The organism is Pseudoalteromonas sp. TP27, from assembly GCF_056470645.1.
The window spans coordinates 341,485-355,434 of sequence record NZ_JARDAK010000001.1 but is presented as its reverse complement, the minus strand read 5'-3'; the positions used below and the strand labels follow the sequence as shown (position 1 = coordinate 355,434).

8 protein-coding genes are annotated in these 13,950 nt (G+C 39.4%); 5 read left to right on the top strand and 3 right to left on the bottom strand.

The window, feature by feature from the left end; translation table 11 throughout:
- Window positions 1-462: 462 nt before the first annotated feature.
- The 4 genes from gltB (at window position 463) to PX700_RS01545 (ending at window position 8,993) form a co-directional block, all read left to right on the top strand.
- Window positions 463-4,920, top strand: a complete 4,458-nt coding sequence (gltB, locus tag PX700_RS01560; protein ID WP_479519659.1) for a glutamate synthase large subunit — start codon at window positions 463-465, stop codon at window positions 4,918-4,920.
- Between the two features lie 9 nt (window positions 4,921-4,929).
- On the top strand, window positions 4,930-6,345 hold the full coding sequence (locus PX700_RS01555) for an FAD-dependent oxidoreductase (RefSeq protein ID WP_479519658.1): 1,416 nt from the start codon (window positions 4,930-4,932) through the stop codon (window positions 6,343-6,345).
- Window positions 6,346-6,482: 137 nt separating this feature from the next.
- Complete coding sequence (locus PX700_RS01550; RefSeq protein ID WP_479519657.1) at window positions 6,483-7,748, top strand: IS4 family transposase; 1,266 nt, start codon at window positions 6,483-6,485, stop codon at window positions 7,746-7,748.
- Window positions 7,749-8,729: 981 nt separating this feature from the next.
- A complete protein-coding gene (locus PX700_RS01545) occupies window positions 8,730-8,993 on the top strand; it encodes a GGDEF domain-containing protein (RefSeq protein WP_415636485.1) in 264 nt (87 codons plus the stop codon).
- Window positions 8,994-9,363: 370 nt separating this feature from the next.
- Here the strand turns inward: PX700_RS01545 and recN are convergent, their stop codons facing one another.
- From recN to nadK, 3 genes are all read right to left on the bottom strand, one after another.
- Complete coding sequence (gene recN / locus PX700_RS01540) at window positions 9,364-11,037, bottom strand: DNA repair protein RecN (RefSeq protein WP_415636351.1); 1,674 nt, start codon at window positions 11,035-11,037, stop codon at window positions 9,364-9,366.
- A 332-nt stretch (window positions 11,038-11,369) separates the two neighbouring features.
- Window positions 11,370-11,666: a hypothetical protein gene (locus PX700_RS01535; RefSeq protein WP_479519656.1), complete on the bottom strand. Its 297-nt coding sequence runs from the start codon at window positions 11,664-11,666 to the stop codon at window positions 11,370-11,372.
- Between the two features lie 274 nt (window positions 11,667-11,940).
- Entirely contained in the window at window positions 11,941-12,825 is an 885-nt protein-coding gene (gene nadK, locus PX700_RS01530) for an NAD(+) kinase (protein WP_197176502.1), read from the bottom strand.
- 154 nt (window positions 12,826-12,979) lie between these two features.
- Between nadK and PX700_RS01525 the strand changes: the two genes are divergently transcribed.
- Window positions 12,980-13,945, top strand: a complete 966-nt coding sequence (locus PX700_RS01525; protein WP_479519655.1) for an HrcA family transcriptional regulator — start codon at window positions 12,980-12,982, stop codon at window positions 13,943-13,945.
- Window positions 13,946-13,950 lie beyond the last annotated feature (5 nt).

Below are 13,950 nucleotides of genomic sequence, written 5' to 3'. Positions count from 1 at the left end.
TAGATTAATGTAGTAAATAAAAATTCATTATTAATAGATTAAAAATGCCGCAAATTATAGTAACTATACTCATCATCATCAAAATAGAGGGAGGTTAAACCTAAAATTTACAAAAAGAGAATAAAACTATCTAAATGTAACTGAATAGCTTACCTGTAATTGAATACTTATTCACTGAAGCCCGGATTTACGTTTACGTAAGCTGTCGCTGTAAGGTCTCGTGTTTTTTACAGTCTGTTAAACTTGACACCAGTGTCATGAAAAAATAGCGGTTGAAATAACGCTAAATGTTAAAAATAATGATAAAAAGAAATCTTGCTATGAAGTGAGAAATATTCAAGAATGTGAATATGTATTCAAAGTGCTATTGACTCTATTTAAGATAGAGGCTAGTTTTGTCCGTCTGTTAGCAAATCGTCGAGCAGTTCATCCACGCTAACAGTGCAGCAAGGGGAGGGGTCTATGTTATACGACTCAAAGTTAGAAAAAGAAAATTGTGGCTTTGGCTTAATAGCCCAAGTTAATGGTCAAGCTAGTCATAGGCTTATTCGTACTGCTATTACGGGGCTTGATCGCATGCAGCACCGTGGTGGTATATCTGCCGATGGTAAAACAGGTGATGGCTGTGGTTTATTATTACAAAAACCAGATAGCTTTTTCCGTGCTATAGCTAGTGAACATAATTGGCACTTAGGCAAAAACTACGCAGTAGGTATGATTTTTTTAAATTCAGACCCTGTTTTAGCGCAAGCTGCAAAACAAATACTTAGCGAAGAATTAGAAAAAGAAACGTTAAATATTTTAGGTTGGCGCGTTGTGCCAACCGACCCATCAATGCTCGGTCCTATTGCTGTACAGCAATTACCAGGTTTTGAACAAATTTTTGTTAGCGCGCCAGAAGGTTGGCGTTCTAAAGACTTAGAGCGTCGCTTATATGTAGCACGCCGCCGCGCTGAGAAGCGTATTGTTGATGACGAAGCTTTCTATATCGCAAGTCTATCTGGTTTGGTAACTATCTATAAAGGCTTAATGATGCCTGCAGATTTACCAAATTTTTACCTAGATTTAGCTGATATTCGTATGACGAGTGCGATTTGTGTTTTCCATCAGCGCTTTTCTACTAATACTCAGCCGCGTTGGCCTTTAGCTCAACCTTTCCGCTATTTAGCACACAATGGTGAAATTAATACTATTGAAGGTAACCGACAGTGGGCACGTGCACGTTCATATAAGTTTGCGTCACCGCTTATTCCTGATTTACAAAGCGCAGCGCCGTTTGTAAACGAAACCGGCTCTGATTCATCAAGCCTAGATAATATGCTTGAGCTATTTTTAGCTGGTGGCATGGATTTATTCCGCGCTATGCGTATGCTCGTACCACCGGCATGGCAGAAAAACCGTGCAATGGACGACGATTTACGTGCATTTTACGACTTTAACTCTATGCATATGGAACCATGGGATGGCCCGGCAGGTATTGTTATGTCGGATGGTCGTTTTGCGGCGTGTAACCTTGACCGTAATGGATTGCGCCCAGCGCGTTATGTAATTACACAAGATGGCTTTATTACGCTTGCATCAGAAGTGGGTATTTGGGATTACACTGCCGATGAAGTCGTTGAAAAAGGCCGTGTTGGTCCAGGTGAATTATTAGTTATTGATACTAAGCTTGGCAAAATTTGGCACTCAGATGAAATCGATCAAGATTTAAAGTCTCGCCATCCTTACAAGTCATGGCTTGAGGAGAACGTTAAGCGTTTAGTTCCATTTGAAGAGCTGACTGAACAAGACGCCGGTAATCGCTCATTTGATGACGAAACGTTAGTTAAATATCAAAAAATGTTTGGTTATACCAACGAAGAACTTGATAGCGTTATTCGTGTAATGGGTGAAAATGGCCAAGAAGCAACCGGCTCAATGGGTGATGACACGCCATTTGCAGTGCTTAGTGAAGGGCATCGTTCGCTTTATGATTACTTCCGCCAAAAATTTGCACAAGTAACAAATCCACCTATCGATCCACTGCGTGAAAACCATGTAATGTCGCTTGCTACATGTATTGGTAGTGAACAAAACGTATTTAACGAAACAACAGGCCACGCTAAGCGTCTACAGTTCGATACACCAATTTTAATGTACGCAGACATGCAGCAGCTATTAAATGCTGATGAAGCGCATTACAGCTACTGTAAAATTGATATTACCTACACAGTTGAAGAAGGTTTAGAAAACGCGGTCACGCGTATTTGTGACCAAGCACAAGAAAAAGCAGCCGCTGGCTGTATTATGCTTATTTTAACTGACCGTAACTTTGATGAAGTAAATTTACCAATTCCAGCAGCTATGGCTGTAGGTGCTGTACAAAAACGTTTAGTTGATAACAACCTTCGTTGTGAATCAAACGTTATCATTGAAACCGGTAGCGTACGTGATGCACATCAGTTTGCTGTGTTATTAGGTTTTGGTGCTACAGCAATTTACCCATACCTAGCGTATGAGTCGCTTGTTGCGATGAGCGACAGCAAAATTATTAATAAATCGTACTGCGAGGTGACTCTTGCTTACCGTAAAGCCATTAATAAAGGCTTATACAAAATCATGTCTAAAATGGGCATAAGTACGGTTGCATCATATCGTTGTTCAATGTTGTTTGAAGCGGTTGGTTTATCTGACGCTATTGTTGAAATGTGCTTTAAAGGTGTTGCAAGTCGTATACAAGGTGCATGTTTTACCGACTTTGATGACGATCAACAAAGTTTGCATAAACTTGCTTTAAGCAAACGTAAATTATTAAGCCACGGCGGCTTGTTTAAGTACGTACATGGTGGCGAGTATCATGCTTATAATCCAGATGTAATCCAAACCCTGCAAAAAGCAGTTCGTTCTGGTGAATATAGAGATTACAGTGAATATGCAAAACTTGTTAATACGCGTCCTATTGCCACTTTACGTGACATGCTTGCGCTTAAAATTCCAGAGCAAGGCATTAGTATCGATGATGTAGAGCCTGCAGAAAACCTATATAAGCGTTTTGATTCAGCGGCAATGAGTATTGGTGCATTATCGCCAGAAGCGCATGAGGCGCTAGCAATTGCAATGAACCGCTTAGGGGGTTGTTCAAACTCTGGTGAAGGCGGCGAAGATAAGCTGCGTTATGGTACCGAGAAAAACTCGCGTATTAAGCAAGTCGCTTCAGGTCGATTTGGCGTAACCCCGCATTACTTACGCAGTGCTGACGTTATTCAAATTAAAGTAGCGCAAGGTGCAAAACCAGGCGAAGGCGGTCAATTACCGGGTGAAAAAGTAACCCCGTATATTGCTAAGCTTCGTTATTCTGTTCCAGGTGTTACATTAATTTCGCCACCACCACATCACGATATTTACTCAATTGAAGATTTAGCACAGCTAATTTTCGATTTGAAACAAGTAAACCCTAAAGCACTTATTTCTGTAAAACTGGTTTCAGAACCAGGCGTAGGAACCATTGCAACGGGTGTTGCTAAAGCGTATGCCGATTTAATTACTATTTCTGGCTACGACGGCGGTACAGGCGCAAGCCCACTTACTTCAGTTAAATATGCAGGTAGCCCATGGGAACTAGGACTTGCAGAAACGCAGCAAGCCCTTGTTGAAAATGGCCTTCGTCATCGTATTCGCTTGCAAACAGATGGTGGCTTAAAAACGGGTTTAGATATAATTAAAGCGGCAATTTTAGGTGCAGAAAGCTTTGGCTTTGGTACAGGTCCAATGGTTGCGCTTGGTTGTAAATACTTACGTATTTGCCACTTAAATAACTGTGCGACCGGTGTTGCAACACAAGACGAAACACTTCGTCAAAAGCATTACCACGGCTTACCAGAAATGGCGATGAACTACTTTAAGTTTATAGCGCAAGAAGCACGTGAAATCATGGCAAGCTTGGGTGTTGTAAACTTAACTGATTTAATCGGTCGTTTAGATTTGCTTGAAGCAATTGAAGGTAAAACAGCAAAACAGAAAAAAATTGATTTATCGTCTGTTATTGCTCAACCAAATAACCCAACAGGTGAGACTCTTTATTGTAGTGCGCCTAACAGCTCGCATTACTTAGGTGAGTTAAACGAAAGTTTATTAGCTAAAGCACAAGACGCTATCGATACTTCAAGCGGTATTTCGCTAGTGAGCCGAATTTGTAATACAGATCGCTCGGTTGGTGCAATGCTTTCTGGCTATATTGCCGATAAACATGGCAACCAAGGTATGGCGGCTGACCCTGTAGCAATTGAGCTACACGGTACAGCGGGCCAATCATTTGGCGTGTGGAATGCTGGTGGCCTTGAAATGACACTCGTTGGCGATGCTAACGATTATGTAGGCAAAGGCATGGCAGGTGGTAAGTTAGTTATTCGTCCGCCACTTGGTTCATCTTTTGAAAGTCATAAAGCAACAATTGCAGGCAACACATGTTTATACGGCGCAACGGGTGGCAAACTGTTTGCTGCAGGTTGTGCCGGCGAGCGATTTGCAGTGCGTAACTCTGGCGTGCAAGCGGTTGTAGAAGGCGTAGGTGATAACGGTTGTGAATACATGACGGGCGGCGTTGTATGTGTACTTGGTAATGTAGGTGTTAACTTTGGTGCGGGTATGACCGGTGGTTTTGCTTATATTTTAGATGAGCGAAATGATTTTGAAAAACGCATTAATCCAGAGCTAGTAGAAATAGTAACGCTGGATGAATTAACATCGCATCAAGAGCATTTGCGCGGTTTAATTGCTGAGCATTTAGAGCTTACGGGTTCGTGCAGAGCAGAAAGCATTTTAGCTAACTTTGAACTGTACTTACCGATGTTCAAATTAGTAAAACCAATATCAAGCGACGTAAAAAGTTTACTCGGGCATCGCGCTCGCAGTAGTGCCGAACTACGTGTTCAGGCGCAATAAGGGGGCAGTATGAGCGAAAATGTATATCAATTTATAGACGTGCAGCGTGTAGACCCACGCAAAAAACCAATCTCGTCACGTAAAAAATCTTTCGTAGAAATTTACGAACCCTTTTCAGAGAATCAGGTTAATTCACAAGCTGACCGTTGTTTAGATTGTGGTAACCCATACTGTGAGTGGAAATGTCCAGTACATAACTACATTCCACAATGGTTAAAGTTAATACGCACGGGCCGTATTATAGAGGCGGCTGAGCTTTCTCATCGTACAAATAGCTTGCCAGAGGTATGTGGGCGTGTTTGCCCACAAGACCGCTTGTGTGAAGGTTCGTGTACGCTCGATGAAGAGTTTGGTGCAGTTACCATCGGTAATATTGAAAAATACATTACTGATGAGGCATTTAAAATGGGCTGGAAGCCTGATATGTCTTATGTAACATGGACTGACAAAAAAGTAGCCATTATTGGTGCAGGTCCTGCAGGTTTGGGGTGTGCTGATATTTTAGTACGTAATGGCGTTAAACCAGTGGTGTTTGACCGTCATCCAGAAATTGGCGGATTACTCACTTTTGGTATTCCTTCTTTTAAACTTGAAAAATCAGTAATGCAAAAGCGCCGTGAAATTTTCACTGAAATGGGCGTTGAGTTTAAGTTAAATGTTGAAGTAGGTGTTGATATTACACTTGATCAAATTTTAGCTGATTATGACGCTGTATTTTTAGGGGTTGGTACGTATCAGAGTATGCGTGCAGGCCTTGAAAACGAAGACGCCGCGGGCGTTCACGATGCACTGCCATTTTTAATTGGTAACACAAACCGTGTAATGGGCTACGACGAGACAAAACAACCGTGTATTGATATGGCTAACCAAAAAGTAGTTGTACTTGGTGGTGGTGATACGGCTATGGACTGTGTACGTACGTCTATTCGTCAAAACGCTGCAAAAGTAACGTGTGCTTATCGTCGTGATAAAGAAAATATGCCGGGTTCTAAACGTGAGGTTAAAAACGCGAAAGAAGAAGGTGTTATATTTACGTATAACGTTCAGCCTAAAGGCATTGTATTGAACAATAAAGGTAAAGTGACCGGCGTTAAAATGGTTAAAACTAAATTAGGTGAACCTGACGCAAAAGGCAGAAGCCGTGCTGAAGACGTACCTGGTTCAGAGCATGTTATTGAAGCAGACCAAGTTATCATGGCGTTTGGTTTCCAACCTCACAAAATGGATTGGCTAGAAAAATACGATGTAGAAATAAACCACTGGGGTGGCATAAATGCACCAGAACAAGGTGAGTTTACACATCAAACAACTAACCCTAAAATATTTGCTGGTGGCGATATAGTACGAGGTTCAGATTTAGTAGTAACTGCTATTTTTGAAGGACGTAATGCTGCAGAAGGTATTATGGACTACTTGAAAGTTTAATTGTTTATTTGTATAAACAATATTAAAAGCAAGCCATGTGGCTTTAATGCCGATCATTTAAGAAATAGTTAATAGCACTTGAACGATCTTCTAGGTATGTAAGAATCCGAATTCTTTTGTAGAATTCGGATTTTTTTATGCAACTCTCTAATGCTCTCGATATTATTAACAACATCAAACCTAATGACGTTGAAACACTTGCAGATTTACTTCCTTTATCCCTTATCGAAGAAGCCTATGCGCTGACCGAAACCGTTACACTACGGAAAAGAAAACTAACCCTAGAATCGATAGCCGATGTCGTTAATATGCTCGACATTATTGACCGAGAAGGGAAGCCATTTGTTGCGCCAAGTGCTTTAACTCAGCGTCGTAAAAATCTAGGTGAAGCCGCCATGAAAGCCTTATTTGAATGCACCCAAAGACATTGGAATGAAGACGCTAACCACCCTCATTGGAATGGACTTACCTTGCTGGGTATCGATGGTGTTGTTTGGCGTACGGATGACTCCCCCCAAAATAATGAGGCCTTTACAAAACCGGCCAATACACAATACCCACAGGTCAGAATGGTGTGTCAAATGGAGCTGAGCAGCCATTTAATAACGGGGAGCGCTTTTGATGATTACAAGGTCAATGAAATGGTACTGGCTGAAAAGCTTATAGAAACTACACCCGATAACAGCCTCACTTTATTCGACAAAGGTTTTTATTCTTTAGGGCTTTTACATAAATTGCAAACAACTGGCAGTGAACGCCATTGGCTAATCCCCCTGAAAAAAAATGTGCAATATGACGTTATTCAAACATTAGGGCGTAATGATAAATTAGTCCAACTTAGCAGCAACCCAAGAGCAAGAAAAATGTGGCCAACGCTGCCTGACACCTTAATAGCGAGGTTAGTGACTCGAAAAATAAAGGGGAAATCATACAGTGTGATGACATCAATGACAGATCCGATGCGATATCCGTCAGCCGATATAGGCGATTTGTACAGTCACCGCTGGGAGATAGAGCTTGGTTATCGCGAACAAAAGCAATATATGCTGGGTAATCGATTAACATTAAGAAGTCGCTTACCAGCGCTTGTAAAGCAAGAGCTGTGGGGAGTGTTGTTTACTTATAATATGGTGCGATATCAGATGGTAAAAATGTGTCACACATTAAAAAGTGATTATTTACCGTACCAACTGAGTTTCAATGGTAGTTTAGCTCAAATAATGAGGTTGCTTGTTGGATTACCTTATTCAACACCTGGAGCCATACCACGTCAATTAAAATATTTTTATGCGATGGCAGAAAGCCTCATTCTAGAGCCTCGAAGGGGGCGAAGTTTTCCTCGTTCAGTCAGGCCAAGACCGCAGCGATACGCTAGAAATAAAAAAGCCATTCACCTTAAGTGAACAGCATTAGCTCATAGTTCGACTTTTTTCTTCGATAGGGTCTATAGCAATGCTTTATACCAACCTGCATAAATCTTTGATCAATTTAACGAATTAAATTGCACTATAACGTCGTTAAAAATTTTTTATTTACGACTGCATGGATGCAGGAGGTAGAGCAATGCAGGGAGCAATTGCCGAGAACAACTAGATACAAAAATTTTTGCCTAGTTCTAGCGTAATTTTCTTAACGTTAAATAGGCCCCATATATAAGCAGATTGGTATTAGATAGTTAGCTTAGCGTTTAACAGCAGCTATTGTTTAGTATGTACTTTAGTCGTTTGTTTATTTATTGGTGTCTAATATAAGTAGGGGGTAGAGAAGTCTGTCACTATAATTTATACGCACCATACGCACCATACGCACCATACGCACCATACGCACCATACGCACCATACGCACCGTATACGCCGTATGCACTTATGTTCTACTTAACTCTTACTAGCACAGAGTACGGGGCTTATATGAGTATTTCATATGGCTTATTTAATGCGCGAACTTAAGGGAGGCCATTTGATATAGTTTTATTTTTATCGGCGATTTTTTAGATTTTGCTATGCTAATATATTTAATATATGTAGCTATGGCCCTGAATTTTGCCTAATTGGTATTTGCTCTCACTCTTATATTTGTCGCGTCAATAATCAACTATTATGAATACTCAAAAAAGAATACAGCAGTAAAATAAATGGTTTGCGTCAAAAAATAATTTTTCAGCAACTATAAACCCTTTCGCTGGTCTGCCAAGTCATCGTTTTACTCTTAATAACCTTTTGATTATTAAGAGTAAGTTTAAAAATAAAAATAATAATATTCTATTTGTAATTTTATTAGCTGATGTCGATAACGTTAAAAACTAATGATCAACTTGGCCACGATTTCAGTGGTGGATCACTTATCAACTTGGCTAAAATATTTGAGGGAAGCATTCTTTAAATGCGATTGCTTTACGTTGGGACAGTGAAGAGTTTCTAATTGTCACTCCAAATGCAACAGCTCGGGAGGGAGAGCAAGTTGCAGAAAAAATTCACAACTCTCTTAACGCTTCCGCTGTGGGTTTGTTTTCAAAGAATGTAAATTTAACACTAAGTATTGGCGCAACGCCAGCTAGTGCAGAGCGCCCTATAGACCTCGACATCAAACGCGAGGATGAACTACTTTATAAAGCAAAAGAGCAAGGAAAAAACAGAACTTGCTCCTCTTAATTGTTATGCGCATTAGTCCATTGAAAACGAATCAAGGGATGGCTTTATTTTAGCTTTTCTGCGTTTTACGCTCAAATAACAAACTACATTACACGTAACTTGCATTGTAATTAAAGCCCAATAACTAATGCTTAAATCACTTAGCCCATTTACCTTTTCGTTAGAAAAGTAATAGGCCACAACGGCTAGTTGAAAAACTAAAAAGCTATTTAAAAACCTAAATAAACGTTGTTTAAAACAAGTATGTTTATATTTACTAAATATAATTAAACAGGTGCTTAGTACTAATAACAACCAACTTAAAATTATACAAAAATCAACTAAGGTATTGTGCATTATTTAATCCTTGAAGACGTTATTTACTAACACATTAAGCGTGAGCCATTATTAGTTCTTTAGCATTTGCTTTAGCGGTTTTGCTTACATTGTCGCCACCAAGTAAACGGGCTATTTCATTAATACGGCCATCTTTATTCAAAGGCAGCATATGAGTAAACGTCTCCCCTTGTGATATTTCTTTAGCTACAAAAAACTGCTGATGCGCACTACTAGCTACTTGTGGTAAATGAGTAACACAAATTACTTGAGTAGACTTACCTAGCTGGCGCAATAATTTACCTACAGCCGATGCGGTAGGGCCTGATATACCGACATCAACTTCATCAAAAATAAGCGTTGGGGTTGTTACTTTTTGGGCAATAATTACCTGTATAGCAAGGCTTATACGAGAAAGCTCACCACCTGATGCTACTTTAGCTAATGGTTGAAGTGGCTGCCCCGGATTAGTTGATACTAAAAAAGATACATTATCAAAGCCTAAGCTGTTTGGTGTACGATTACTCTCTTGAGTTAGGGCTATTTCAAAAACACCGTTTTCCATTGATAAATTAGCCATGCTTTCACTTATTAGTGTGTTAAGTGTATTAGCATACTCGCAGCGGCTTTTACTTAGCTGATCAGCCGCTTGCTTATAAGTAAGTAACGCGTTTTCTATTTCTGACTCTAGTTGCTCTAAGCGATTACTATTATTACTTATTGACTCGAGCTCTTGAGCAATCGATTGATGAAACTCAACCAATTGCTGTGGCTTTATATGGTGCTTGCGTGCTAAATCCATCGCACCACTTAACCTATTCTCTACTTCACCTAAGCGGGCAGGGTCTAAATCTGTTTGCTCAGTGTAATTACGCACTTCGCGGCTTGCTTCTTCAACTTGTACAGCCGCTTCGCTAAGCAGTGCAGCCACGCTTGCTAAACTTTCGTCATATTGAGCCAGTTCAGTAAATTGTTGAGCGCTATGCTGTAGTAATGAACAAGCATTTTGCTCATCACTTTCATACAAGTGTTGTAATTCACGTTGGCACGATTCTAATATCGTTTGGCTATTACTTAGTTTGTAATGCTCAGCCTCAATTAAATCAAACTCATTTTCTTGTAAGGCAAATTCATCAAGCTCAGCAACTTGATACTCTAACAATTGCTTTTGCGCTGCTTGTTGCTGCTGTTGTTGTTCTAAGTGCTTAAATTCTTTTTGTAAGTTAGCAAACTGTTTATAGCTTTTATTTACTGAGTTTACTAAATGATGATGTCCTGCATAGGCATCTAAAAGCTGTAACTGATGCTCAGCTTTTAATAAATGTTGGTGGGCATGTTGTCCATGAATAGATATTAAATATTGACCAAGTTCTTTTAATTGCGATGCAGTAACCGCACTGCCATTAATATAGCTTTTACTACGGCCATTTTTGCAGACAACACGGCGTAATAAACATTCATTATCGCCATTGTTTAGCATATGTTGCTCTAAAAATGCTTGAGCAAGTGGTAAATTTGTTAAGTCAAATTGTGCACATACTTCTGCTTTATCAGAGCTTGGGCGAACTGCTGATGCTTCAGCGCGCTCACCTAAGCATAGCGATAGGGCGTCAATAGCAATAGACTTACCAGCGCCAGTCTCACCTGTGATCGCGGTCATTCCACTGCACCATTCAGTGCTTAAATTACTTACGATTGCAAAATTTTTAACTTCTAAACCAATTAACATACTGTTTATCCATCCAGTCAATTAACTGTTAATTTATACAGTGTTTTTGGTTTTTGCAAATTAAATTTTTATTATCTACACAACGCTTACATCATGGCTTAATGTTGTATCGGAGGTTATATGAAAGTCATTTTTATTATTATCAATAGGTTGCGTGTTATTTTTGGATTCAAGCAGAGCTATAAGCATAGGTAATGTATTTATATAAAACTCTCTATTATAGTGGATTCCTTGCTGAGGTAATTCTGCTACAAAACGCTCCATGTTATCAATTAATGGCTGAATAAAGCTTGTTTGATTAGTTTTAATTAACTCATTAGATAAAGTATTTATTAGTAACCTTGTTGTATCTTCAAGTCGCTGTAAGTTTTCTTCTGTATATGTTTGAACAACAAAAAATTATTTACAATAGCTTGGATGCGAGAAATGTATTTTGGACGAATCAATTTAGCATCAAGTAATTCATTAAGCTTTGCTTTAAGGCAGAGGTTCACGTGAGTAGTACGTTCATGAAAGAGTTTTCTTTTTGCTTCTATTATCTTTTTACGATTACTTTCGATTTTTATATAACTAGCTAAAAGCGTAATTAATAGTAGTAAAGCAAAGAATACGGCATAACCCATTGCCATTTGTTCCTGATACAATTAATTATTATTTTTAGCCAGCATTTTGCTCTATTGCTTAACTTTTGGCAATAAAGTTAGAGGAATTTGTATTTCAGGTTGAATTTTTCGTTGTGTATTTTCTCTTCATATTAGGCATAACGTAAATAACGCGGTGCCCATCAGTGATAAGTTTAACGGTAAGCAAAAGTAACCATGTGTTGCTAACTACTTTCCTGAGACGATTATTTTTATGTTGACTGTCTAAATATAAGTCGGCCACCGAGCTTGTTGAAGAAGTCTAATATAAACGACTACCCCAATTGAGTTTTGTACGCAAAACGTTGTAGTACGAGTAATTTTTTGGATGAATTAAGCGCAACTGTTTATCAGCTTTTTTAATAACTACTTCATCGCCGGGCAATACGGCAAGCACGACATGGCTGTCGCAACTTACTTGAAGGCTGTCTGTGTTTTCTAAACTTAGCTTTAAACGTACTTCGTTATCGGCATCGACCACTAAAGGTCTGCTGGATAAGGTATGAGGAAACATAGGTACTAACGATATTGCATTTAGCTCTGGCGTTAATATTGGCCCGCCACCGGATAGCGAATAGGCTGTAGAGCCTGTAGGGGTTGATACGATTAAACCATCAGAGCGCTGAGAGAATACAAAGTCATTATTTATAAAGGCTTCAAACTCAATCATGTGCGCTACTTTATCGGCATGAAGTACCGCTTCGTTAACGGCTGAGTTTGCACTTTTTAATTCGTTATGGCGATATACTTCTACTTCTAATAAAAAGCGTTTTTCTTCAAGATATTCACCACTGAGGACTTGCTCTAAGCTCGCTTCAAACCCCTCAGGGTTTAAATCAGTTAAAAAGCCAAGGTTACCTCTATTCACACCAATAACAGCAATATTAAAGCGTGCAAGCACGCGTGCTGCGCCAAGCATGTTACCGTCACCGCCTACAACAATGGCTAAATCGGCTTGTTCACCTAAGTCGACTAATTTAACGAGTTTGTCTGAAGGGATATTATCTAATTGACTCCCTGTGCGTTTTTCTACTATTACCTCAAAACCAAGCGCAAGTAAAAATGTATGTAGACGCTGCAGAGTAGCCGCTGCTCCCGGATGATTAGGTTTGCCAATTAGGCCTATGGTGTTAAAAGGAGAGTCCATAATGTACGCACAAAGAGATTTAATAATTGTAGAGTAACTCAAAACAGAAGTGTTTGAAAATACAGATTATAGCAATATTATAAACCATCAGTTTTATTCACTGTGAGTTAGCTGCACGACTTGAAAAACAACTAAACGCCCCGATATCTCTTTCATGCAACAAGATGTAGATACCATGAAACTAAACCCACGAGATCAGCAAATTTTTTCAGCTGTTATGAACATGTACTGTAATGGTGAGGGTTTGCCCGTCCCATCAACAAAAGTTGCTAAGCTTAAAGGCATGGCAGTGTGTTCGGCTACGGTACGTAATGCTATGGCTCGCTTAGAAAAAGTGGGCTTATTGTACTCACCTCATACATCCGCAGGGCGAGTGCCGACAAATGAAGGGTTTGATTATTGGTTTGACGAATTTTTTGTGCTTGCTGATATTGCTAATTATTGGCAACCACAGCAGTCACAACTTGTTGAGCTCGCGCATGGCTTGAGCCAAAAGTATCAAGTATGTTGTTGTGTTGGTTTACCACAAGCCAGTTCGCAGCAAGTATTTAGAGTAGAAGTGCTTGATTTTGATTCTACCGACTGGCTTATTTTATTAATCGATAGAGCAGGGCAGAGTCATAATATTTGTATTGATAAACCTCATGATTCGTCAGACTCCGTTCGTTATCAATTTGCCACGTGGTTAAATACCGTATTTAGCCAGCAAACCTTAATGGAAGGTTTATACCGTATGCAAGCTATGGCAAATACAGCGCCTCGAAATTGTCACGATTCGCTTAATCAATGGACGCGTCAACTAAGCCAAAAGTTAGGCTCAGATAATAGTATTGTTGTTGGTGAAAATTACCTCTACAAACAAATAGACTGCGAACAAAGTTTAAATATTGGTGTTTCGTTTTTAAATTATGTAGAAGATAAGCTTGCTTTTAAAAATGGTGTATCGGTACTTAATAGCGAAAAATTACCTTTTACTGAGTGCGATGAATTGATTGTAATAAGCGTGCCTTACTTTCAAAATCAAGAATATCAAAGCCGCTTTTGTATAATTTGCCCTAAATCAGCGCAGATTGAAGAAATAATTCAAGAATTTAAATTAATTGAGACATCTAACTCTTGAATCTT